This is a genomic window from Psychrobacillus sp. L4, from assembly GCF_042944905.1.
GTDB lineage: Bacteria > Bacillota > Bacilli > Bacillales_A > Planococcaceae > Psychrobacillus.
On the sequence record NZ_CP168496.1, the window covers coordinates 3,539,206 to 3,562,128 of the forward strand.

General features: G+C 36.1%; 30 protein-coding genes. 9 read left to right on the forward strand and 21 right to left on the reverse strand.

The genetic code is table 11. The features are described 5' to 3' along the window. Positions 1 to 136 precede the first annotated feature (136 nt). Positions 137 to 817 carry a YetF domain-containing protein gene (locus ACEPXG_RS17045; RefSeq protein WP_391205014.1) on the forward strand — a complete coding sequence of 227 codons (681 nt, stop codon included), beginning with the start codon at positions 137 to 139 and terminating at the stop codon, positions 815 to 817. A 49-nt stretch (positions 818 to 866) separates the two neighbouring features. Here the strand turns inward: ACEPXG_RS17045 and ACEPXG_RS17050 are convergent, their stop codons facing one another. From ACEPXG_RS17050 to ACEPXG_RS17070, 5 genes are all read right to left on the reverse strand, one after another. Continuing rightward, positions 867 to 1,241 carry a YobA family protein gene (locus ACEPXG_RS17050; protein ID WP_391205016.1) on the reverse strand — a complete coding sequence of 125 codons (375 nt, stop codon included), beginning with the start codon at positions 1,239 to 1,241 and terminating at the stop codon, positions 867 to 869. A 12-nt stretch (positions 1,242 to 1,253) separates the two neighbouring features. After that, positions 1,254 to 1,727, reverse strand: coding sequence for a hypothetical protein (locus ACEPXG_RS17055; protein WP_391205019.1), 474 nt, complete (start codon positions 1,725 to 1,727; stop codon positions 1,254 to 1,256). 145 nt (positions 1,728 to 1,872) lie between these two features. Further along, entirely contained in the window at positions 1,873 to 2,817 is a 945-nt protein-coding gene (locus tag ACEPXG_RS17060; RefSeq protein ID WP_391205022.1) for a dipeptidase, read from the reverse strand. 58 nt (positions 2,818 to 2,875) lie between these two features. Then, positions 2,876 to 3,859, reverse strand: coding sequence for a diaminopimelate dehydrogenase (locus tag ACEPXG_RS17065; RefSeq protein ID WP_391205026.1), 984 nt, complete (start codon positions 3,857 to 3,859; stop codon positions 2,876 to 2,878). 71 nt (positions 3,860 to 3,930) lie between these two features. Beyond that, positions 3,931 to 4,431, reverse strand: coding sequence for a DinB family protein (locus ACEPXG_RS17070; protein WP_391205029.1), 501 nt, complete (start codon positions 4,429 to 4,431; stop codon positions 3,931 to 3,933). Between the two features lie 139 nt (positions 4,432 to 4,570). Between ACEPXG_RS17070 and ACEPXG_RS17075 the strand changes: the two genes are divergently transcribed. After that, positions 4,571 to 4,945, forward strand: coding sequence for a nucleotide excision repair endonuclease (locus ACEPXG_RS17075; RefSeq protein ID WP_391205032.1), 375 nt, complete (start codon positions 4,571 to 4,573; stop codon positions 4,943 to 4,945). A 39-nt stretch (positions 4,946 to 4,984) separates the two neighbouring features. On the opposite strand, the gene ACEPXG_RS17080 is transcribed toward ACEPXG_RS17075, so the two are convergent. From ACEPXG_RS17080 to ACEPXG_RS17100, 5 genes are all read right to left on the reverse strand, one after another. After that, positions 4,985 to 5,977 (reverse strand): NAD(P)/FAD-dependent oxidoreductase, encoded by a 993-nt coding sequence (locus ACEPXG_RS17080; RefSeq protein WP_391205034.1) that lies wholly within the window; start codon positions 5,975 to 5,977, stop codon positions 4,985 to 4,987. 75 nt (positions 5,978 to 6,052) lie between these two features. Further along, a complete protein-coding gene (locus ACEPXG_RS17085; RefSeq protein ID WP_391205037.1) occupies positions 6,053 to 6,442 on the reverse strand; it encodes a thiol-disulfide oxidoreductase DCC family protein in 390 nt (129 codons plus the stop codon). An 83-nt stretch (positions 6,443 to 6,525) separates the two neighbouring features. Next, entirely contained in the window at positions 6,526 to 7,011 is a 486-nt protein-coding gene (locus ACEPXG_RS17090) for a TraR/DksA C4-type zinc finger protein (protein WP_391205040.1), read from the reverse strand. Between the two features lie 37 nt (positions 7,012 to 7,048). Next, positions 7,049 to 7,507: a DinB family protein gene (locus ACEPXG_RS17095; RefSeq protein WP_391205043.1), complete on the reverse strand. Its 459-nt coding sequence runs from the start codon at positions 7,505 to 7,507 to the stop codon at positions 7,049 to 7,051. Continuing rightward, positions 7,497 to 7,658: a hypothetical protein gene (locus ACEPXG_RS17100; protein ID WP_391205045.1), complete on the reverse strand. Its 162-nt coding sequence runs from the start codon at positions 7,656 to 7,658 to the stop codon at positions 7,497 to 7,499. The genes ACEPXG_RS17095 and ACEPXG_RS17100 overlap by 11 nt, the downstream gene beginning before the upstream one ends. Positions 7,659 to 7,779: 121 nt before the next feature. Here ACEPXG_RS17100 and ACEPXG_RS17105 point away from each other — a divergent pair, with 121 nt between their 5' ends. Together ACEPXG_RS17105 and ACEPXG_RS17110 are read left to right on the forward strand one after the other, a co-directional pair. Then, a complete protein-coding gene (locus tag ACEPXG_RS17105; protein ID WP_391205047.1) occupies positions 7,780 to 8,406 on the forward strand; it encodes a YfbR-like 5'-deoxynucleotidase in 627 nt (208 codons plus the stop codon). 74 nt (positions 8,407 to 8,480) lie between these two features. Further along, a complete protein-coding gene (locus ACEPXG_RS17110; protein WP_391205049.1) occupies positions 8,481 to 9,125 on the forward strand; it encodes a GntR family transcriptional regulator in 645 nt (214 codons plus the stop codon). Between the two features lie 59 nt (positions 9,126 to 9,184). Here the strand turns inward: ACEPXG_RS17110 and brnQ are convergent, their stop codons facing one another. Together brnQ and ACEPXG_RS17120 are read right to left on the reverse strand one after the other, a co-directional pair. Further along, a complete protein-coding gene (gene brnQ, locus ACEPXG_RS17115; protein ID WP_391205052.1) occupies positions 9,185 to 10,525 on the reverse strand; it encodes a branched-chain amino acid transport system II carrier protein in 1,341 nt (446 codons plus the stop codon). A 189-nt stretch (positions 10,526 to 10,714) separates the two neighbouring features. After that, complete coding sequence (locus ACEPXG_RS17120; RefSeq protein ID WP_391205054.1) at positions 10,715 to 11,929, reverse strand: MFS transporter; 1,215 nt, start codon at positions 11,927 to 11,929, stop codon at positions 10,715 to 10,717. Between the two features lie 152 nt (positions 11,930 to 12,081). Between ACEPXG_RS17120 and ACEPXG_RS17125 the strand changes: the two genes are divergently transcribed. Further along, on the forward strand, positions 12,082 to 12,789 hold the full coding sequence (locus ACEPXG_RS17125; protein ID WP_391205056.1) for a YetF domain-containing protein: 708 nt from the start codon (positions 12,082 to 12,084) through the stop codon (positions 12,787 to 12,789). Between the two features lie 237 nt (positions 12,790 to 13,026). Here ACEPXG_RS17125 and nagZ read toward each other — a convergent pair whose 3' ends face one another. The 3 genes from nagZ to ACEPXG_RS17140 form a co-directional block, all read right to left on the reverse strand. Continuing rightward, entirely contained in the window at positions 13,027 to 14,676 is a 1,650-nt protein-coding gene (nagZ, locus tag ACEPXG_RS17130) for a beta-N-acetylhexosaminidase (RefSeq protein ID WP_391205058.1), read from the reverse strand. A gap of 159 nt (positions 14,677 to 14,835) precedes the next feature. Beyond that, the gene (locus tag ACEPXG_RS17135) at positions 14,836 to 15,336 is read right to left on the reverse strand and encodes a cupin domain-containing protein (RefSeq protein ID WP_391205060.1); all 501 of its coding nucleotides are present in this window, start codon (positions 15,334 to 15,336) and stop codon (positions 14,836 to 14,838) included. After that, on the reverse strand, positions 15,336 to 15,923 hold the full coding sequence (locus tag ACEPXG_RS17140; RefSeq protein ID WP_391205061.1) for a histidine phosphatase family protein: 588 nt from the start codon (positions 15,921 to 15,923) through the stop codon (positions 15,336 to 15,338). The genes ACEPXG_RS17135 and ACEPXG_RS17140 overlap by 1 nt, the downstream gene beginning before the upstream one ends. Positions 15,924 to 16,214: 291 nt before the next feature. On the opposite strand from ACEPXG_RS17140, the gene ACEPXG_RS17145 reads away from it, so the two are divergent. After that, complete coding sequence (locus ACEPXG_RS17145; protein ID WP_391205063.1) at positions 16,215 to 16,973, forward strand: MerR family transcriptional regulator; 759 nt, start codon at positions 16,215 to 16,217, stop codon at positions 16,971 to 16,973. Between the two features lie 14 nt (positions 16,974 to 16,987). Here the strand turns inward: ACEPXG_RS17145 and ACEPXG_RS17150 are convergent, their stop codons facing one another. Both ACEPXG_RS17150 and ACEPXG_RS17155 read right to left on the reverse strand, forming a co-directional pair. Beyond that, entirely contained in the window at positions 16,988 to 17,395 is a 408-nt protein-coding gene (locus ACEPXG_RS17150; protein WP_391205066.1) for an NUDIX hydrolase, read from the reverse strand. A 22-nt stretch (positions 17,396 to 17,417) separates the two neighbouring features. Beyond that, positions 17,418 to 17,747 carry an MGMT family protein gene (locus ACEPXG_RS17155; RefSeq protein ID WP_391205069.1) on the reverse strand — a complete coding sequence of 110 codons (330 nt, stop codon included), beginning with the start codon at positions 17,745 to 17,747 and terminating at the stop codon, positions 17,418 to 17,420. A 139-nt stretch (positions 17,748 to 17,886) separates the two neighbouring features. On the opposite strand from ACEPXG_RS17155, the gene ACEPXG_RS17160 reads away from it, so the two are divergent. Together ACEPXG_RS17160 and ACEPXG_RS17165 are read left to right on the forward strand one after the other, a co-directional pair. Continuing rightward, positions 17,887 to 18,210, forward strand: a complete 324-nt coding sequence (locus ACEPXG_RS17160; RefSeq protein WP_391205072.1) for a PadR family transcriptional regulator — start codon at positions 17,887 to 17,889, stop codon at positions 18,208 to 18,210. After that, a complete protein-coding gene (locus ACEPXG_RS17165; protein ID WP_391205075.1) occupies positions 18,203 to 19,234 on the forward strand; it encodes a DUF4097 family beta strand repeat-containing protein in 1,032 nt (343 codons plus the stop codon). Before ACEPXG_RS17160 ends, ACEPXG_RS17165 begins: the two co-directional genes overlap by 8 nt. Before the next feature lie 355 nt (positions 19,235 to 19,589). Here the strand turns inward: ACEPXG_RS17165 and ACEPXG_RS17170 are convergent, their stop codons facing one another. Further along, complete coding sequence (locus ACEPXG_RS17170) at positions 19,590 to 20,441, reverse strand: GNAT family N-acetyltransferase (RefSeq protein ID WP_391205078.1); 852 nt, start codon at positions 20,439 to 20,441, stop codon at positions 19,590 to 19,592. Between the two features lie 68 nt (positions 20,442 to 20,509). On the opposite strand from ACEPXG_RS17170, the gene aroD reads away from it, so the two are divergent. After that, positions 20,510 to 21,262 (forward strand): type I 3-dehydroquinate dehydratase, encoded by a 753-nt coding sequence (gene aroD, locus ACEPXG_RS17175; RefSeq protein ID WP_391205081.1) that lies wholly within the window; start codon positions 20,510 to 20,512, stop codon positions 21,260 to 21,262. Positions 21,263 to 21,334: 72 nt separating this feature from the next. Here aroD and ACEPXG_RS17180 read toward each other — a convergent pair whose 3' ends face one another. Genes ACEPXG_RS17180 through ACEPXG_RS17190 form a run of 3 tightly spaced genes read right to left on the reverse strand, consistent with a single transcriptional unit; the run spans position 21,335 to position 22,849 of the window. Continuing rightward, the gene (locus tag ACEPXG_RS17180) at positions 21,335 to 21,796 is read right to left on the reverse strand and encodes a GNAT family N-acetyltransferase (protein WP_391205084.1); all 462 of its coding nucleotides are present in this window, start codon (positions 21,794 to 21,796) and stop codon (positions 21,335 to 21,337) included. Beyond that, positions 21,783 to 22,289: a methylated-DNA--[protein]-cysteine S-methyltransferase gene (locus ACEPXG_RS17185; RefSeq protein WP_391205087.1), complete on the reverse strand. Its 507-nt coding sequence runs from the start codon at positions 22,287 to 22,289 to the stop codon at positions 21,783 to 21,785. The genes ACEPXG_RS17180 and ACEPXG_RS17185 overlap by 14 nt, the downstream gene beginning before the upstream one ends. Next, complete coding sequence (locus tag ACEPXG_RS17190; protein WP_391205090.1) at positions 22,286 to 22,849, reverse strand: bifunctional transcriptional activator/DNA repair enzyme AdaA; 564 nt, start codon at positions 22,847 to 22,849, stop codon at positions 22,286 to 22,288. Before ACEPXG_RS17190 ends, ACEPXG_RS17185 begins: the two co-directional genes overlap by 4 nt. Positions 22,850 to 22,923: the final 74 nt, after the last annotated feature.

Sequence of the window (22,923 nt, forward strand, 5' to 3'; positions counted from 1 at the left end):
TGTTTCACAGTTCTTAACAATACTTCTATAAATTAATTAATTTAAATAATTCTCTTTCATCTTTATTAATCGATGTATTATTTCAAGCATGAGGAGAGACACTTCTATAAAAGGGGGGCTTTGACTGTTTGAAGTCGTGATAAGAACAATTTGCTCATTCATCGTATTATTACTATTCACTCGAATTCTTGGAAAGAGCCAATTAAGTCAGTTAACCTATTTTAATTACGTCACAGGTATTACAATTGGTTCTATTGCTGCAAACACTGTTCTTGAAAAACACATTCCACTGCATGAAGGCTTGATAAGCTTAGCTGTTTGGACTGGATTGGCTATTCTGGTTAGTTTATGGAGCTTAAAATCTACAAAAGCTAGAATTATTCTAGACGGAGAGCCGACTATTGTGATTAAAAAGGGACATATATTAGAAGAAGCAATGAAAGCCTTGAGAATTAATATGGATGACTTAAGTATGCTTTTACGAACAAAAAATGTGTTTTCTACAAAAGATGTGGACTATGCCATTCTCGAACCAAATGGGGAACTAAGCGTTTTATTGAAACCTCCTATACAAACCGTTACAAAAAAAGATTTAAATATTGCCAGCTCTCCATCTTTATACATGCCCTCTGAAATTATCGTTGATGGTAGTATCGTTGAAAAAAATATAATAGAACTTGGACTTAGCTATGAATGGTTATATTCTCAGCTCCATCAAGCGAACGTTGCGTCTATCCAAGAGGTATTTTACGCAGAAGTTCAAAGTGACGGCACATTGTATATAGATAGAAGAAACGATTATAAAGCAAAACAATAAAAAGAACCGATGAGGTGAGAATAGTTCTCTCATTACATCGGTCCTTTTATTACTCATTTAACTTCTCAACTGTTTTTGCAGATCCTTGCGCTGGAAATGACTCATTCAATCCTTCATAGCCTACTTTTACTTCATCATATAGTTTCAGCTGATTTCGCTGATCCATCGTTAACGAAAACCATGTTGCATCTTTACCAGTATCCATTGCTTCTTCGACAGAGAGGTTTCTTGCTTCCTCTTCCGATAAATTACTCACCACTAAAATACTGTTGTCCTTCATTTCCACAATAACGCCAGTTCTATATCCAGTCGGTTGAGGCTGGGTTGGATTGTTTTCGAAAAATTGCATCACAAAATAAAAGGTAGCTCCGATCGCAATAAGTATAACTGCTAAGATGATGAAAACAGTATATTTTCCTTTCAAAGAAAGACCTCCCTACTTCTTCCCTACTAGGCGGAAGCCTTCTTCTAAAAGATAAGATTTTGCTTCATCATAAGATCCAAAGCTTTCTTCTAAGTTGTAGCCATGATAAATATTCCAAAGTGTATCTTCTTGTAATAGCGTTAGCTTCGAGTCTTCTTTGTTTTTCCACTCTTCTTCTACTTCTTCATCCAAAAGTTCTTCTTCCTCGGTAGATAAATAAGCAATAGATTCTTTAATTAGTTTTCTTAACTCGTCTGCAGAAGCTTCACGAATATTCAATAGTCCTTTATCATTGGCTTCCTCATATTGCGGAAGATCCCCTACGTATACAAACCCATTTCCATTTGGATGAAGATGATAAATGACCGTCGTTTTTTCATACAAGCTCGCTTCATAATGGTAATTTACTCGTTTCATCGATACTTCTTTTCGAGTTAGCTCCGTAAATTCTTGGATAATCGCTTCTTTTTCTTCAAATGTTAGCATGTGATTCCTCTTTCTCTTCGTTTTTTCATTTTTCTAGTATACCATACTCTCTATCCTTTTCGCGTCAACCATTCTGCAACGAGGACGAAACAAATGACTACTGCAATCGCTACTGCAAAAAACCAATCGGGCAAACTACTCAATATTATTCCTCCTTGCTAATTTGTTTCACAAACCTCCCAAAGTTTTGAGATGTAAATCCTTCTACTTCTTTCGTAGAATAACTATTCAATAATTGCTCCACTAAATTCTGTGTTTTGGAGGCATCTTCTAGTCCTAAAACAAATTCACCGATTCCGTCAAAGTCTGAACCCAATCCTATCAAATGTTTCCCCCCAAGAGAAGCAATATGATCCACATGCTTCACTAGGTCTTGTATCTCTACAGGCTTTTTAGAATTGTTAATAAACTGTGGATAATACACAACGTGAATGGGAGATTTTTTATCAACTAATGCTTTTATTTGATCGTCTGTTAAATTTCTAGCTGAATCACATATTGCTCGAGCATTGGAGTGACTTGCCATAAGCCACTTTGCTTTCGGTAATACATCCCAAAATGATTTTTCACTCAAATGGGAAACGTCAATAATAATATTTTGTTCATTTAATAAAGATACTACCTCATCTCCAAAGGATGTTAATCCAGTTCCCGAATTCTCGGATGCACCATCCGCAACCTCATTAGCACCATTCCATGTAAGACCAACTAATTTAACTCCGTGAGACAATAATAACTTTAACTTTTGTATATCTCCATCGATCATGTCGAGACCTTCTAATGATAGTACCGCTCCAATTTGACCTTTTTCTAGTTTTTCTAGCTGCTCCCACTTGTAAATTGCAACTACGTTCTCGTGCTTTCCAACAATTTCTGTGTGAAAAAATTCAATTTGGCGAATCGCTTCCATGAATTGTTTCTCTTTTGGAAACCCTTCTGATACAAACACCGCAAATACTTGAAGCGCTATTTCTCCAGCTACTAACGCTTTTTTGTTAGCCTGTAGCAATGGGGAATCTTCAAAAGGGATTGGGTTTTCTGCCTTACCTAGCTTATATAACACATCACAATGCAAATCGTATATTTTCACAGTCTTCTCCCCCTATAGAAAAACCGGTACTCTGATGAAAGAGGCACCGGTTTTATTTTTATAGTAATTCTGCTCTTAGCTGTTCTGCTGATTTAGGTGATAACAAACCTAAAGGAATATCGTAAACTGTTTTTGCACCACTTTGACCAGACTGACCAAGTTTGTAAGCAGCTCTAGCATATGCAACTAATACACTTGATGTGAAATTTGGATTACTATCCAGTTTTAATGAAAATTCCATTAACTGTTGGTCATTTGCGCCACTTACTCCACTTCGAATGACGAAACCTCCATGAGGCATTCCACTATGTTCATTTTTCAGTTCATCTTCTGAAATAAAATGTACGGTCGTATCATAATCAGCAAAGTAATTCGGCATCGTGACGATTTGTTGTTCAACTTGCTCTTTGTTCGCACCAGCCTCTAACACTACAAAACATTCTCTCGTATGCTTTTCCCGTGTTGATAAAGTTGGTTGTTCTCCGTTACGCACACGATCTACAGCTTCTTTTACAGGAAGTGTATATTGAACCGCATTTTTGACACCTTCAATTCGGCGTATTGCATCCGAATGTCCTTGACTTAAGCCATCTCCCCAAAATGTATAGGTATTCCCCTCTGGAAGAACAACCTCCCCAAGCAATCTATTTAATGAAAATAAACCCGGATCCCATCCGACAGAAATAATACCTACTTTGTCTGAAGCTTTCGCTGATTTGTCCACTTTTTCAAAAAACTCTGGAATTAATGCATGTGTATCAAAGCTATCTACTGTATGGAAGTCTTGTGCAAGTTTCGGTGTTTGTTCTGGCAGATCTGTTGCAGAACCACCACATAAAATCATTACATCTATTTTATCTTTGAAATCTTTTACATTATCCATTAAAAACACGCCGACCGAATCATCATTTACTTTTACAGTTGACGGGTCACGTCTTGTGAATACTGCTACTAGCTCCATATCTGGGTTTTGCTTTATTGCAAATTGAACACCGCGTCCTAGATTTCCGTACCCTACAATACCAATTCGAATTTTGCTCATTCGTCTTTTCCTCCATCAAAATAACTTTATTACTAAAAATACATACATAATTCTAAATAGTCAATGGATAATTATTCAGGTGCTTCACCAGAAAAAGCTAACCATTCTTCTTTTGATGGACCATACATACCTGGAACAGCTAGACCAGCCTGGCGCATTAGTATTGTAAGCTGCCCTCTATGATGTGTTTGGTGGAATGTTAATACTTGCAGAACTAATGCAATTGGCCACATTTCACCATACATATCTTTTTCATCTAGTAGATTTTCATCTGTCCACTGTTCTTTTATCGCCTGAACCATTGCATCACTAGATTCTTTATATGCTTCCAACATTTCTTTTGCGGTTTTAGGTCGAGCTGCATCATGTGGAGTTGCAGTGAATCGTAGACCTGTTTTTCCGATCATTTCATCGATTGTGACAACAATATGCCATGCAATTTGTCCTAACGTTCTGCCTTCTTCATATACTTTTTGATGTAAAGACTCGTCTGTTAATGTATGTAAAATTTTAAGTGTAGAATCACTTTCATGTTTCCAGTTTGTTAAAAAATCTTCTAGTTTTCTAATCAAGTAAACCCCTCCAATTAAGTTATATGTTCTATTTCGATTCTTTAGCAGCGAAATCCTGCTTACACGGATACTTTACGAATAGATATTACTTTCCGATTATGGTAGACTAAAGGATAGACAATAAGAGGACGTGAGCGAATTGATTAAAATCGAATTACCAAAACCAAACGTAACAATTACCCAACGCGAACAAGTACTTAAAGAAGGAGAAGTTGAAATTCCATCCATTTATGGATTTATCGATTTCCATCAAATTCCACGAGATACAGGTGGCATCTTTATGTTTTATAACAAAAATGATGAGCTACTATTCGTAGGGAAAGCACGTAAAATTAGACAACGCATTAAAAAGCACTTCGAAGACAATGTGTCTCCAATGATTAAGCATCGTGACGAAGTGTACAAAATTAGCGTTTCTATCGTGGAAGAAGCAGTGGATCGTGAAATTTACGAAACTTATGCTATTAATACACTTAAAGCAAAATACAATATCGACAAAGCATTTTTTAAATAAGACTAAATCCCATGTCACTTCTTTGTGACATGGGATTTTTTAGTTTCCTGATTCAAAAATACTCGTACTATGAAGTGGTTGCACCCGTGATTTTGGATCAATAAATGTCTTAATATGACTAATAGCAATTGGTACTTCACCAAAACCAACCGCAATGAGCTTTACTTTCCCATCATGCGTGCATACATCTCCTGCAGCATAAATACCTTCTATATTTGTTTCCATTTTTTCATTCACTACGACAGAATTTTTTTGCATTTCTAGCCCCCAATCCTTTAAAGGGCCCAGTGATGCAACATTTCCATAATTGACGATGACATGATCTACTGGAATTCGGTGTTCTGATTTATCTTTTCCTACGATTACTACTTCATGAACACTTTCTCCGTTTCCAACTAATTCCTTAATTCCGAAAGGAGTTTTCACTTGAACTTTCGAATTATAAAGTTGTTGGACAGTCATCTCATGTGCCGTAAACTGTTCTTTGCGGTGACAAATAGTGACGTTCTCCGCGACCTCTTCTAGCATTAAGGACCAATCAAGTGCAGAGTCGCCTCCGCCAAGTACCAGTACATTAGAGTCTTTGAAATGGTTAATATCCTTTACTTTGTAATGCAGGTTTTTCCCATCGTAATCTGCGGCACCCGGAACATTTAACTTACGAGGTTGGAAAGAACCAATTCCCGAAGTAAGTAAAATTGTTTTGGAATAATGCACGCTTTTATCTGTTGTTAATGCAAAGTACTCGGGTAGTTTTTCGAGTGTACTTGCCGTTTCTTCTAAACAAATTGTTGGATTACTATATGCGGCTTGCTCTTCCAAATTTGCTACTAAATCTCTAGCTAAAATCTTTGGAAGACCACCAATATCATATATATATTTATCTGGATATAGCTCCATTAACTGACCACCAAGCTGTGGTAGACTATCAATTATTTTCACCTTTAAATCGCGAAGACCTGCATAAAAAGAAGCAAATAATCCTGTTGGACCACCGCCTATTATAATTACATCGTATAATTCCTTATCCATACTACCTTTCACCTCACTGCTTTTTCGAGAATGAAAAGGATTCTCATTTATATTTTACCACAGTTTGCTTCGATCTCACAGAAATCGGTTTCGGATTTCTGGAGAAGGAATCATACAACTATCTTTTTTTCCGAACATTTTATAACGATTTTTAGCGAAGGTTTTATATAGAGCTTCTCGTATTCTCTTGGGGATAATTTTAAAAATGTAAAAGACCTTCCACATTCCTTTTAAATGCTTACAAATAAAAAGAGCGGCATCAGAGGAATCATATACTGTATCATTTTCAATTACTATAACACCATCCAGTTTCTCACTTATACGGTGTTTCTTTTTGAGTTCATCTCCGATGTCACTTTGTAACGCAGCAAATTGAAAATATCCTTTTGGATCTCTTGCAATGATAAATTGGACACTTGCATCGCAAAAGTTGCATTCCCCGTCAAACAAAATAATAGCAGTCATATAAACTCCCCCTTTTCCACAGTTTAACAGTTGCCGCAGAAAAAGAATATGCCCCAATGCAAACTTGTAATGGGGCATTCTAGTTATTGCTTATCGGAAGGTGTATCGGAAGAACCGACTTCTTCTAAAATTTCAAAACTGTTTTCATAATCGCGAATTCTTGGGTCTTCATTTTCCACTGGTTGATCAGTCGTGGAATTTAGAAGAGATTCTTCAACCGGTCGAATCTCCTCATTGATCTCTTGTTGTGCATGCTCCACACAAGTAGTTGTAGATGGAATAGCTTCAAGTCTTTCCAGTGGGATTTCCTTAGAACATTCGGTGCATATACCGTATGTTCCCTTCTCCATTGCTGATAGTGCTTCCTTTATATCTTGTATTTCATCTTCGTAGTGTTTTCGTAACGCTAGTCGTGTATGTTTATCGGTTAGGTCCGTCGCATTATCTGCCGGATGATTATCGTAATTGGATAACTCTGTTGTTTCAAACTCCTCATCATTCTCTATACTATGTTCCAATTCATCTAAGCGTTTTAATAAGGTATTTCTTAATTTGTCGTATTTCGCCATTAGAACTCCTCCTCGTTATTTTAAGGATTCCCATATATCAGCGAAATAAAACTATTTGTACCTCTCGATTTAGTAACAACAAATATTGGTATAGCTGTGAACGGTGATGCACTAAGTGATTTATGATTTGAATAAACCATTCTGCCATACTGTATTCACTTCCCCAATACGTCTTGAATTGTCTTTCTACTTCTTCTTTAGAAAGTGCTTTATAGTAAAAAATAAGTTCCTGTATCCCTTCTAAAAAGTGTGCGATGACATTCTCTATAGTATCCAGTCTATGCGTTTGATAGTACTCCATCATTTGCTCTTTCGAATATTTTTTTTGAATATGCAAATCTGCTCCTGGTATTTGGGAGAGATGCACACAAACCTCCCATACACTCATTTTGTTCGCAATTGGACGTTTATGTAAAAGTTCATTATCTACTTGTTGAAGCAATTCTATAATTGTATCTGAAACAAATTGTAATTGTTTTATTGCATCATTGATCATTTGTGCGCTCTTTTCTTACTTTCGTATACGTAAATTTTCTTACCATCTTCTTAATATTTTCTACTCTACCAAATCGAAGTGCTGACCTGTCCTCATCAATTGCAATGTTTCGTACAGGTTCGAATCCTTCATTTGCAAGTATTTCAGTCAAATTTATTCCTCTTTTCATTTTTTCATTCATATTACCTTATTTTTTTGCCAACATACAATAATACTTTCATTACATTATTTCCACCAATTAAAGTATTATAAATAGAAAGGAGTGTTTGTTAATGGGTATTCATAAGTTTTTTATGAGCATGAACGATTTAGAAAGAATTATACGATGTCCCGGACGCTTTAAATTTGAAGAGCATAATGTAGCTGCTCATTCTTGGAAGGTTTCGCAATATGCGATGTTTTTTGCTACAATCGAAGAGAACAATGGTGCAACTATTAACTGGAAGTCGCTTTACGAAAAAACCATTAACCATGACTTTGCAGAAATATTCATCGGTGACATTAAAACACCCGTAAAACACGCTTCTCCTGAACTGAAACAAATGCTTTCTCATGTGGAAGAAAAGATGATGGAAAAATTTATCTTAGACGAAATTCCTACAGAGTTCCAAACAATCTTTTTTGATCGTATGAAGGAAGGAAAAGACGAAACGATTGAAGGTAGATTGTTAGAGCTTGCTGATAAGCTAGATCAAGTATACGAGGCTTTTGCAGAGCTACAACGGGGCAACATGGATATCGAGTTTTTGAAAATGTACGAAAATGCACTAACGAAAATTCTTCATATTCCACTTGAAAAAAGCGTTTCTTATTTTAAAGAGGTCATGCTTCAAGATATAATAGCAGAAGAATGTGTAATAGACGTAAAGTCAATGACGCTAAAAATTCTTGAAAATTAAAAAATTATACACTAAAAATGCAATATATTGTATAATACTATTAAACTATTAAGATAATTGAGGGAGGGTATCAAATGCCTATACCAGTGAATCATACAAAACCTGTTCGAACTACCGCAAAACTTCATGCTTTCAATCAGTTACAACAGTGGATAATCGACGGTACTCTTCAACCGGAAGAAAAACTAAATGATATAGAGCTTGCACAGGCTTTAGGTGTGAGTAGAACACCAATTCGTGAGTCTTTGCAACTTCTAGAATCGCAAGGTTTTGTAACCATGCAACCCGGAAGAGCAACACAGGTGACAGCTGTAGAAACGCAAGATATTAATAATCTTCTACCACCGTTAGCAGTATTGCAAGCGCTTGCAGCGGAGCTATCTATTCAAAATATGGATGATGCCACACTTGAATTGTTGGAAGAAAAAAACAGGGAGTTTGCCGATGCATTATATGCGAAGGAATTTACTACTGCATTAAAGGTAGATGAAGAATTCCATCAAATTATTGTAGACAGTGCCAATAATCCATACATACTTTCTATGATAGAGATGCTTCAAGCACATGTTCGAAGATTATTCTATTATGAAAAGATTGTTTTAAGAGAACACTCCATCAAGCAGCATGCAGAAATTATTCATCTATTAAGAGAAAAGGATTCTCAAAAAGTAGCAGAAACAATGCGAGCAAATTGGATTTATACAATTGAAGAGTTTTAATAGAAACAAGCCCTTGATGATTAATCAAGGGCTTTTGTTAATAGATCTATTTAAAAGCTTTATCTTTTTTGCATTCTTCCGATAACCCCTGTAATTAGAATTACAACTAAGAAAGGGATTAACCATCCCAGACCAACACCGTAAAACGGCAAATAGTTTTCATAAAAGGACATTATTGGATTCATCCATCCGAAATAATCGATTTCTAGAGATTTACATAAAGCTTTCAAACCATCAATCACACTAATTAAAAATGTAACAAACATGACGCTTACATACACAAGTCTTGCATGTTTAAATAATGGTGACAGAAACGCTAACAAGATTAATACAATAGCCAATGGATATAGAAGCATTAATACCGGGATTGAGTAAGTAATGATATTTGATAATCCGAAGTTAGCAATAATACAAGTAAAGATGCTGAAGAAAATGACAAATGCTTTATAGCTTATTTTAGGCATTAACGTATGAAAATACTCACCGCATGCAGTTGTTAGACCGATACTAGTAGTCAAGCAAGCTAAGAAGATGATGATCGATAAAAGAATGGCCCCAAATGATCCAAAATAATGCTCGGACGCACTACTCAAAACTGGACCTCCGTTAGCAAATATGCCAAAAAGTTCTGTACTTGTCGCTCCTAAATAACCAATACCTGCATAAATAACACCTAAGAAGAAGATGGCAATCCCACCTGACTTCGCAGTAGCAGCAATTATTCCTTTTGTCGATGTGATTCCCATCGAACGAACTGCCGTGATAACGATAATACCGAATACTAACGAAGCCAAAGCATCCATTGTATTGTAACCTTCTGTAAAACCAGTCATAAAAGCATTGTCTACATAACTTCCATGAGGTGCTTCAAAACCACCCATCGGTTTAATGAAAACAAATAACAATAAAATGAATAATCCAATAATTATTCCAGGAGATAAATACTTCCCTACATTATCCACAATTTTAGATGGATTAAGTGAAAATAAAAGCGTAACTCCAAAGAATATAATCGTAAATATTAATAACCCAATCTTTGCATGATCAGCACTGAGAAATGGTAGGATACCAACTTCAAAAGAAACCGCACCTGTTCGTGGTAACGCAAAAAAAGGTCCAATCGTTAAGTATAATATAGTTGTAAAAATTACGCCAAATAGTGGATGTACTCTACTAGATAAATCTTGCAAATTTTTACTTCCTGAAAAGCCCATTGCGAGTGTACCTAAGAAAGGTAATCCTATTCCAGTTGTCAAAAATCCAATCACCGCTGGCCATACATTTGTTCCAGCATTCTGCCCTAAGCTTGCAGGAAAAATGAGATTCCCTGCCCCAAAAAATAATGCAAATAACATCACACCAATTACAAGATAATTGGTAAATGGTAATTTTGTGTTCATTTGTTCTGCCTCCTGTAATGATAAACAATCATTTTTTTTTTTCCGCTATGGTTTCTCTTAGATGAATGCAATTCAAATGATTTCTATCATTTCTTCAGCATGCAATATATCAGAATTGATGATACTATGTATAGCTGCAGAATGCAATATATCAGAATAAGTTTATAGAATATTGATGTTATTGCATTATTAATTGTTAGCTGTAATTTTCCGATCTTTAGGCAGCGCAATTGCCACAAGTCCAATAAGTGGAAGTGTGGAAACAACAATCATTGTCGTATAAACTCCTACATGATCCATCAAAATACCAATAACGACTGCTCCTATCGCTCCCATTCCAAATGCAAGTCCAACCGTTAAACCTGCCATCGTGCCAATTTTACTTGGTACAAGCTCTTGTGCGTAAACGACGGTCACTGAAAAACTGAGCATGAGGAAGAAACCAATAACTATTAGTAATAACACCACTGCCCAAATCGGAACATATGGCAATATTAAACACAAAGGAATCGGCACTGCCATAGATAGTAAAATAACATTTCTTCTACCTAGACGATCCGCCATTGGCCCACCAAAGAAAGTGCCAACTGCTCCCATCGCTAAAAAGACAAAAATTAATAATTGCCCTTCTTTGATTGTTAAACTGTAGTTTTTCATCAAGTGAAAAATATAAAAGTTAGTCATATTCGTTACGTAGAATGATCTTGCGAAAATAATAATCATTAGAAGCGATAAAGCAATTCCTATCTGTTTTTTAGACAGTGGTGGCAACGAGGAAAGAAGTGCTATTTTCCTTTTTGAAAACTTTTCTTCCTCCAATTGCTTCTTATACCATTTTGAAATCTTAGATAATATAAATATTCCAGCAGCCGCTACAATTAAAAAAAGTGCTGCACCTTTTTGACCTAATGGCACTAAAATAAAGGCACTGATAAGAGGTGCTAATGCTTGTCCAGAATTTCCTCCTACTTGGTAAATAGACTGTGAAAGTCCTCTTTTAGAACCTGCCGCCATATAGGAAACTCGAGAGCCTTCGGGATGAAATACGGCCGAGCCAAGTCCAAGGAATATTACGGATACAAGAATCACCCAGTACTGAGGGGCAAAAGCGAGTCCAGCCATTCCGAAAAAAGAACTAATCATTCCAAGTGGGAGTGCGTATGGCATCGGTTTTTTATCACTAATAAATCCAACAACTGGTTGCAAAACAGATGCAACAATATTTAACATAAAAGATATTAATCCTAATTGGGTGAATGTTAAACCTATTTCTTTTTCCAAAACAGGAAACATTGCAGGAATCACAGATTGCAATGAGTCATTAAATAAATGGCAGACGCTAATAGCAAACATGATTGGATAAACAGGATTACTGATTTTATGCGAAGCATTTGATGTAGACATATTTTTTCTTCACGCTCTTTCACTTGTTGAATTTTGTTAATAAAATCATTATAACGCAAAAGTCAATTCCAACCCGGAAGAAAAAAGGATAGTTCGAACTCTTTTGGAAAGACTATATTGGAGAACTTTAATTTACAAAGGAGTTTAGATAAATGAAAAATTTATTTGATATTCACTTTTGGGAAATGATTATACGAACGACAGTTTCTTTTGCAACCCTCCTATTACTTGCTAGGATATTAGGAAAAAAACAACTTAGCCAACTTACATTTTTCCATTATATTACAGGTATTACGATTGGTTCAATTGCTTCCGAAATTGCAGCCCAAAAGGAAACTCCTTTTATCGACGGTTATATTGCTCTTATCTGGTGGGCAATCCTTACATTAGTCATGAGTTATATTACGTTAAAATCGACAAAAGCACGTACGCTAGTCGACGATAATCCTACTATTGTTATTAAAGATGGAGAAATTTCCATAAAGTCCATAAAAAAAGCACGTTTACATATGGATGATGTATTAATGATGCTTCGAGAACAGTCTATTTTCTCTATTCAAGATGTTCATTATGCAGTACTCGAAACAAATGGAAAGTTAAGTGTCTTTAAAAAAGTGGCCCAACAAGAAGCAACCAAACTAGATGTAAAAGCAGATGTTTCACTGCCAACCTATATGCCTTCTGAAATCATCTCAGATGGGGTAATTGTTTACAAAAACCTGGAGGAATTGGATCTAACGGAGGAATGGGTGATGAAAAAGCTTCGAAAACAAGGCGTTGATTCGGTCGAAGAGGTTTATTACGCTCAGCTTCAAACAAACGGTTCCCTATATGTTAGCTTGCGAAAAAATGGGATATAAGAAAAGTGCAAGCGACCTTAAGTGCATTATGTCTTCTCTATTTCCCAAGTGCTATTTATCCGAAAGCGAGACCAATTTTAGTTCACCCGAGACTAATTGGAAGGCACTGAAAAATAGCGTATAGAATGACGCTATAAATTTAGCTACATCAATAAATGCCGGATTTCTAGTAGCCCATTTCATATACTTTCTCTTAAAAAAGGACTTCCATTGGCGCTGGAAATCCTTTTTTTATTGTTATTTCCCTATAGTTTGTTCTATTGATTGGTTTATCCCTTTTAAGTCTATGTCTTTTACTTGCTCGTTACTCAGTTTATACTTTTCCTTCAACAAAAGAATGCGATTTACACTTGTATTTATTCGTTCCTCTGAAATCTCTCCATTATGAACTGCTTGTTTAATCGCATCAATGGCCCTTTTCAACTTTTGATAATCATGCGCTACTAACACAATATCGTTCCCAGCTTTCACTGCGTCCACCGCAGCTTGTCCAATTTCATAATGACCTAGTATTGCATTCATCGTCATATCGTCGGTCATCACCACTCCATCGAATTGAAGTTGTTCCCTTAATATACCCGTAATAATGGTATGGGACATAGAAGAAGGAAACTTTGCATCAATCTTTGGCAATAGAATATGGGCAACCATGACGACATCCGCTCCATGCTCGATAGCATCTTTAAATGGAATTAACTCTAGCGCATATAGTTCTTTTATATTTTTCTGGATGATTGGAAGTTCTAAATGAGAATCCACTGCCGTATCACCGTGGCCTGGGAAATGCTTCACCACGGAAATAACATTTTCACTTTGAATACCTTTCATCGTCTGTATGCCAAGTTTACTCACAATCTCTGCGTTTTCGCCAAAAGAACGATCTCCAATAATGGGGTTTTTAGGATTACTATTCACATCCAGCACCGGTGCAAAATCGAGATTAAAACCGAATGCATTCATCACTTTTCCTAAAAGAGTACCTATATTATAAGAAAGAGCTGGATCATTTTGTTTCCCAATTTCTTGATTTGTAGGCGTCTTATTTAGTCCAGGTAGCCTCGATATTCTACCTCCCTCTTGATCAACACCTAAAAATAGTGGAAACTTTTCCTTTTCATTTTCGGCTTTTATTGCATTTAATAAAGAGATAGTTTGATTAGCATTTTTTAGATTTTCTTTATAAAAGATCATTCCCCCAATTTTATCCGTTGAAATTAATTCTTTAAATTCATTAGTTAAACTTGTACCGTCCATCCCCGCAAAAATCATTTGTCCTATTTTTTCGTCCAAACTCATGTCAGAAATAGATGGGGTTTCTTCTTCCACTTCCATATAAACGGATACATGATCAACTGCTGGATTAGGTTCGCTTTCTGTCACTTTCGGTAAAATCCATTTCAGTTGGTATTTGGAGGAAACTTCATAAATGAGAATCGTTTGGTTTACTTTATCGTCTTGGTAACTTCGAATTTCATCTGCTTCCCCCTTTATCCTTTCAATATCCTCTAAATGGATTTGTTGAATAGCTATAGAAGAGGATCGAATATCAAAAACAATATTGGAACGATGACCGATTGTCACGTTTTTGGATAAAAAGTCTTCATAAATAGCTGTTGAAACTTCGCTTTTTTCCTCCGGCGCTCCCCATAATTGATGTACATCTTGAACATCCGTCTCACCTACAATAAACGGAACATCCATTGATTGCCCTTTTTCTGCAAGCTCAAAAACAAGCTGTACTAAAGATTCTACTTTGGATGGTTCTTTTACTGTGGGTGTTGCCCCTTTATCTATCATTTCTTTTTGTTCTTTATTGCTATCTATAATTAACGTAACAAATACGATTACTAAAAACAAAAAAAGGAATAATATCACTTTTTTGATCATAAAAGTACCCCCAAATGAATGATGTTGCTCATTTTCTATTTCTTTAAGTGTAACCATTATACCCTTAATTTAACTGCATACAATGTATGGGCCTATCTTAATTACAATACATTTAAACTAACAAAAGCGACCTCAAGAATGATCTCAAGGTCGCTAATTTTATTCTGGCAGTTTTTCATAAGCCATTTTACGAATGATTTGTTCATGCTGCGGATACTTTTCCAATAACTCACTTTGCGTGAAAAGTTCGAAGTCTTCAAAATCAAAGCCAGGAGCAACCATACAGCCAACGAGCGAAAATATTCCATTCTCGCTAACAGATGAACCAAAAATAGCATTTTTAGGTACCAACACTTGAGGTGTTTCTCCGTTTTCCAAATCAAGCCCTAGCTTATGTTCGAAATAATTTCCTTCTTCATCAATCACATGGACTAGCAAAGAACTTCCGCCGTGAAAATACCATATTTCATCTGACTTTAGTCGGTGTAAATGCGATACATCTCCTTCTCCTATTAGAAAATAAATACTCGTATAAAGCTTTCGAGTTGTTCCAAATGCGTCTATTGATTGCTCGGAATTATATGTACTTTTATAATATCCACCTTCCGGGTGGGGCTCCAAACCTAAATGGTGTACGTAATAACTGGCATCCTTCTGCATTACACTTCCCTCATTTCTAAATGTTTCATACAATTGAACAGGTGACATAAGTTTTTAGTGTCTTTTAATTCTATCACTGTCAGCGCAGTATTTCCTATATCTAAATCGAACTCACCGTTTGGCACAAGAACTTTGATTAACCTTCCAATAAAACCTCCGTGACTAACAACTAATATTCGTTTTCCAGGGTGCGCCTGCTTAACATCTTCTATAAAAGACATACCACGAGCAATAATAACCTCTTCTGGCTCAAATCCCAATTCTAATTTTCTCCATCCAAAGCCCCATTTTGCAACTCGCTCTCCCTCTGTTGTACCTTCAATAATACCTCCACCGATTTCCCCCAGTCGCTTGTCAACAACAAAATCAGTCTCCGGTTGTTTTTCAGCAATGATCTCGGCAGTTCTTTTCGCACGAATTAAAGGACTTGTATAAATGATGTCCCATTCTTCTTGTTCGATTCTATCGGCAACCCTCTCCGCCATTTCGATTCCTTCCTCATCCAGTGGTACATCTGTTGTTCCTTGTGCTCTTCCCTCTTTATTCCAAGCGGTCACACCATGTCTTACAAAACCTATTGTTGTCATTTCATATTCCCCCTTTACGTGTTCTTATTTAATATGATGGCAATCTATTCTGGAGCGAATGAAGAAGCACACCCTTTCGGAACTGATTTATTATCCAGTTTCGCTATTCGTTCTCCTAAAATCTGTCTTCCACAGCTCTAACTGTTACATGATTTCTTCTACTCGAATGTATAAAACTAACTTCTTGTTCTTTCATTATAAAGAAATAAAACAATTTGAACAATTTATTATTATTTACTTGACCTTGACGTTACGTAAAGGTTTAGACTGTAGTTATGAGGAGGGATTGTCGTGGAATATACGATACAAAAGCTTGGTCAATTAGCGGGAATAAGTACGCGGACGCTTAGGTATTACGATGAAATTGGATTACTTAAACCAGCACGCATCAATTCATCTGGCTATCGTATTTATAGTTCTGCGGAAGTAGACAGACTGCAACAAATTTTGTTTTACCGAGAGCTTGGGGTGAATTTGGATAGCATTAAAGAAATAATGACTTCGGAGGCATTCGACAAAGTAACTGCATTAAAGGAACATCGGGAAAAACTGCTCGAAAAAAGAGCACAATTAGATTTATTAATCGACAATGTCGATAAATCTATTCAACAAACTGAGAGGGGAATTACAATGACAGATAAAGAGAAATTTAAAGGCTTTAAACAAAAACTTGTGGATGACAATGAGAAAAAGTACGGAGAAGAAATTCGAGAAAAATATGGTGAGGATGCTGTCAATAAATCGAATGCAAAATTAAAAGGCATGACACAAGCACAGTTTGAAGAGGTGTCTAACTTAGAGCAACAAGTATTAAATAGTTTGAAAGATGCGATGCAAACGGGTGACCCAGCGGGAGAACTTGCCCAAAAAACAGCAGATATGCACCGCCAATGGCTAAGCTTTTACTGGGATAAGTACTCCAAAGAAGCACATGCCGGACTTGCCGAAATGTATGTAGCAGATGAAAGATTTACTGCATATTACGACAAAATCCAACCCGGTGCAGCAGAGTTTTTAAGAGATGCTATTTTAATCTATGCAAAAAACTAGAAGGTTTAACCCTTCTAGTTTTTTAATACTTGTTCGATTATGTGGATATCTTCTGGATAAGCCAAAGGAAGGGTCGCAATTTCTTCTATCGATTTCCAAGCTATTTCATGGATAAACTCGTCTGGATCTTGGATTGTCATTTCCCCACTAACTATCTCTACTATAAAGTATTCCACATTATATGAAATTCCATGTTCACTAATAATGCCGCTTTTATTATGTACTTTTTCAGTAATACGAATGTTAAAGCCCGTTTCTTCCCAAAACTCCCTTATACAGCATTCTTCAAACGTTTCCCCATCTTCCATTGTCCCAGACGGAACTGTCCATTGCTTTTCTTCTCCTGGAGCTGCTTGAAGAACCATTAGCACCTCCTGTTTTTCATTTATACAAATACCTGCTGCACCTTGCCATTTAAACATGTTCTTTTCCCCACTTCATTCATTAGATTATATCTACATCATTAATTTCGGATACATATCTTGATTTTTTTAGATCCACGAGCCCATTTGAACGAAAACATACTCCTTCTGCTTCTAGCATCGCTCTTTGAGAGTAGGCAGATTCTTCATCTGGAATAGATATTTCTCCTTTAATATTGATGACACGATGCCATGGTAGCTTGTGTTTCGAACTCATTGTATGGAGTATTCGTACCACTTGCCTTGCACCTCTTGGACTTCCAGCATTTTTGGCAATTTGTCCGTATGTCATGACTTTACCTGCAGGAATGGATTTTATTATTTCAATCACTTTTTCAGTAAAAGGGTTCATACAACTTCATCCTTTCGTTACTTAGATTATAACTTATTTAGAATATTTTAATCAGTACCTTGCATAGAATAATACCGTATGATATATTACTATCAAAGGTACTGTTTATTGAATAGTAGCGAAAGGAGTGAAAGACAAAATGAATATTCAATTTAAAAAGGGAGTATTAAATCTTTGTGTGCTTGTTTTATTGGATAAGCAAGATCGATATGGCTATGAACTTGTACAAAAAATTTCCGACCAAATTTCAATTTCGGAAGGATCTGTTTATCCATTATTGAGACGCTTAACGAAGGAAGGATATTTCACAACCTATTTACAGGAATCATCGGAAGGACCCCCACGTAAATATTACAAGATCACTGAGCTGGGCAGGACTTATTTACATGAACAATTAAATGAATGGAAAACCTTCACAAATGGCGTAAATAATCTAATCGAAGAGGGTGTAAAAAATGACTGAACAACAATTTATAAATGAACTAGAACTTGCGTTAACCGGGCTTCCAGCAGATGAAAGAAACGATATAATTTCAGATATAAAAGAGTATTTTACAAATGGTCGTGATGATGGAAAAGCAGATAGCGATATCGCTGCATCGCTTGGTTCTCCAAAAGAAATCGCACAAGAGCTTTTGGAAAATCATGTTCCTGAAAAAATCATTCGTGATAATAAAGTAATTAAAATCCCTAATCCTACATTTTCCAACGTTGTAATGAACATCGATCACGGCTCTCTATACGTTTTCCCATCAGAAACAGATGAGACAACAGTGGAATTAATAGGGGAAAACGACAAGTTAGAATTCACTGCTAATGTCGTAAACGATACATTATCGATTCAATTAAAAACAAAGAAATTCCAGTTATTTAATTTCCTGTTCTTTATTAAAGAACTCCGAGTAAATGTTTCACTTCCTAAAAAACTGTATGCAACAATCATCATGAAAACCGATAATGGCCGCATTCGTGCAGAAAAAATACTTGGTAAAGCTATTAAAGCCACTTCCGATAACGGGAGCATCGGTCTAAAAGAATTTGCCGCTACTGTTTTAGAAGTAGAAACGGACAATGGTCGCATTGAAATTGATAAAGTCCAAACGGATAAACTTTCCACCCAGACCGATAATGGGAGAATTGAATTACGCAATGTGGATGCGGAGCAAATTATTACAGAAACGGATAATGGACGTATCATGATGGAAAATGTAAATGGGGATATTATCGGAAAAACCGATAACGGAAGAATTTCGCTTCTAACATCGAGTCTCGACCGTATGATCCAGTTAGAAACGGATAACGGCAGCATTCTAGTTGAGACCGAAAACGACCCTACAGACGTATCTATTCATACTAAAACTGACCATGGCCGAGTAAGTGTGTTTGGTGAAAAGAATTCACGAACTGTGTTTGGAAATGGATCGAATACGATTCGACTTTCTTCTGATAATGGGAAAATCACAGTTATGAAGAAAGGTTTAAGTTAAAATTGAAGCTACGTATAAAATTAATTATACGTAGCTTTATTCATGTTTTAAATGAGGCGCTCATGGAATTCTGAGTCATGTTAGAATCTTGTATTCTCATTATTTTATTCTTCTATTTTCAAAACAGCTTTTGTATACGTCTTGAAATCTTCGAGATGTTTTTCAATAATTGCTTGAAGAATTTCTAAATGTATACCTTGATAACCATGCACATCTACTTACAATTTCCACTTTCAAGATAAAAGCCCCTCCTTTTCCCTTTCTGTTATAAACAAGAATAGAAAAAGTCTCCTTGTTTAACAGTGAAACTGTTTAAACAAGAAGACTTTTATATTGTTTTCATTCCACTGCATACTTAATTATTTTCAAATTTCAAATGTACGGAGTCTATCAATTTTTGATAGCCAATTTCTTGATAGATTTTGTTAGACGTTGGATTTAGCATATCTGTGTAGAGGACACAAAATTGAAATTCTTTTAAGAGTTCTTTACTTCCCGCTGCAACCATTGTTCGTGCGTATCCTTTTTTCCGTTCTTCTTTTGGTGTGAATACGAGAGAAACGGTAACTCCATTTGCTGTTGGTCTTGCTTTTTTCATCATCGATACGATTTGCCCCTCGTTTTCCCATAAAAATGCTTCATTTGCATCTAACATCATTTTTACTCTCTTTTTAATTTCAACTGGCGCTGTTTTCGGAAGTCCAGTATCCTCTTCGAATAAGCTAAACCATTTTTCAATGAGCAATGCGTCTTCTTGCGTTGCATAACGCCATGATCCAGGGCTCATATCCAGTGATTCTTCTACTTGATCTAAACGGTATAGACCCTGATCCATCGATATGGAAAAACCTTGTCCTGTCTTATCCTTCCATTTTTTCGCAAATTTATATGCCCATTCTTTTACACTAATGATAGATTCAATGTTTATAGTTTGTTTGATTAACTCCGTAATACACATATCAATACTTGCTGCCATTCTCTCTTCATTTACAAAAATAATATTAAGCGGATGAGGCGGAGTCATTTGGAAAAGAGCTAACAACTCGCCATTTTCTTCGATAGTTGCCATAAAAGGATTTTCATATTTCCCGTCTTTAATGGCTTGAAGTACCCCTAAAAACAAACTAAATTTGTCTTCATTTTTTTCTAAAAAAGGTGTTACCACTTGCTCAAAATCTACTGCATTTTCATAGTGCCGAAAATTCATATTATTTCACTCCTTTTTATCTTTGTATGTTAATATAACGTAAAACACAGTTGGAGGGGAGTTATTTTATGAAAATTATTTCTATTCGAGATATTCATATCGGTAAAGACATACCGAAGATCATTGTCCCTCTTATGGGGAAAAACATAGATCAACTTCTTTTAGAAATTAAAACAATAAAGCAAGTAAACCCCGATATCGTAGAGTGGCGCGCAGATATGTTAGAAGAAGTTGAAAATATAGAAGCGGTGAAAAAGACACTTTCATCCATTCGTGCAGAGTTATACCCTACTCCACTATTGTTTACTTTTAGAAGTCATCGTGAAGGTGGAAATAAAAAAATCACGGAAGCTTACTACAAGCAGCTTCTTGAAGAAGTTGTGCAAACAAACGAAATCGACTTAATAGATGTGGAGTTATTTTCTTCAAATGTGCACGAAATTGTGGAATCAGCAATGGCTAATGACGTGTTTATCATTATGTCTAATCATGATTTCGAAAAAACACCCGTAAAAGAAGAAATTATTCAGAGACTTAGAAGAATGCAGGAACTTGGTGCCCATATACCAAAAATAGCTGTTATGCCTAAATCACCAACAGATGTGCTCACGCTATTAGATGCAACATATACGATGAATTCACTGTATGCAGATCGACCAATTATTACGATGTCCATGGCCTCCACTGGGGTTATTAGTCGAGTAGCTGGACAAGTTTTTGGCTCCGCTGCAACGTTTGGCTCAGGAATCGAAGCGTCCGCTCCTGGACAAATTCCAGCTAGTGAGCTAAGGAGAATGCTTGAAATATTACATACAAACTAATCCAAGATAGGATTACCCAGTCCAACAAAAATACCAAGGGAAGCATTATCCCCTTGGTATTCATCAGTTAATTTATAATGGCAACGCTAGTCGAATCATGTCCACACATACGATTCCATTTTCCACAATTTCTTCTTTATAATGAATGGTGAAAAAATCTCTATCCACACCAGTAATACGAAATCCGCATTTTTGATAGAGGGCGAGCTGTCCAATGCTTGAATTGCCTGTCCCTACTTCTATCATTTTATATCCGTGATGCTTTGCTTTCTCAATTGCATTTAATACAAGTGCTTTGCCAATTCCTTTCGCCTGATGCTGCTCCGCAACCGCAATATTTACTAGTTCCACAGTTTCTGGTCTAGTCGGAAGTAAGACATATACACCAATTGTTTCCCCATCTTGTTCAACAATATAACATTGTCCACGATCTACATATTTCTTCACAAGTGTTTCAGATGGATCTGCAAGTAATAACAAATCCAGTGGATATGCTTCTTTTATTAATCTTGTTAGCAATTTACATTTCTCCATTTTCCAATGTTAGTAGCTTTTCTTTCATTTCTAATCCCCCACGGTAACCAGTTAAAGCACCATTTTTTGCTACTACTCGATGACATGGAATCGTGATTAGTACTGGGTTTGCTCCAATTGCTGCTCCAACAGCTCGAATGGCTGCAGGATTATTAATCATATCAGCAACTTTAGAGTATGATGTCTTCTCTCCATATGGAATTTTCATTAACGCATCCCAAATAGACAATTGAAATGGCGTTCCTTTCAAATCCACAGGCATATGAAAATCACCTCGCGTACCGTCTAGATATTCTTTTATTTCATTCGTGTATACGATTAGTGCTTCGTCATTTTCCACTAACTCATATTTTGGAAAACGCTTCTTCAGCCACGCTTCCATTTCTTCGTATGGTTTACTAGGAGAACCTACGTAACAAAGCCCGTTCGCTGTTGCTGCCATATATAATTGCCATTCGTTATGAATGAAATGCGTCCAATATATTTTATTCATTCGTTGAAATCTCCTTTTCCTCTATATTGGTTGGGTGTATCCCCTGTTATCTTTTTGAAAAGTGTGATGAAATAGGAGGTATTATTCATTCCAACCGTAGAACCTATTTCTACAAGTGGTTTGCTTGTTGTTGTCAGCAATTCTTTCGCTTTATTTATTCTAATTTGTTGAATGTATTCTACAGGAGAAATTCCTATTACTTTTTTAAAAGTTCTTTGTAAATGGTACGGGCTTCCATGACAAATGTCTGCAAGAATATCTAGAGTTAATTGATCCTCGTAATGTTCTTTTATATACTCCGTAATTTGGTTGACCCATTCCTCTTCAGGCAAGCGCAGTCCATGTGGCTTGCAACGTTTGCATGGACGAAAGCCACTTTCTATCGCTTCTTTTGCTTCTATATAAATACGAACATTTTCTTTCTTCGGCGGTCTAGATTTACAAGAAGGTCGACAAAATATTCCCGTTGATTTTACGGCATAATAAAATACATCGTCATAGTTTGAGTTATTTTCAATAATTGCTTGCCAATATTGCTCGTATATTTTTTCGTTTTTCAAGAAATCACCCCCATTTTTAGTATACTTTTATTTAAATAGAAAAGCTTATTTTCATGGCATATTAGCAAGATAAC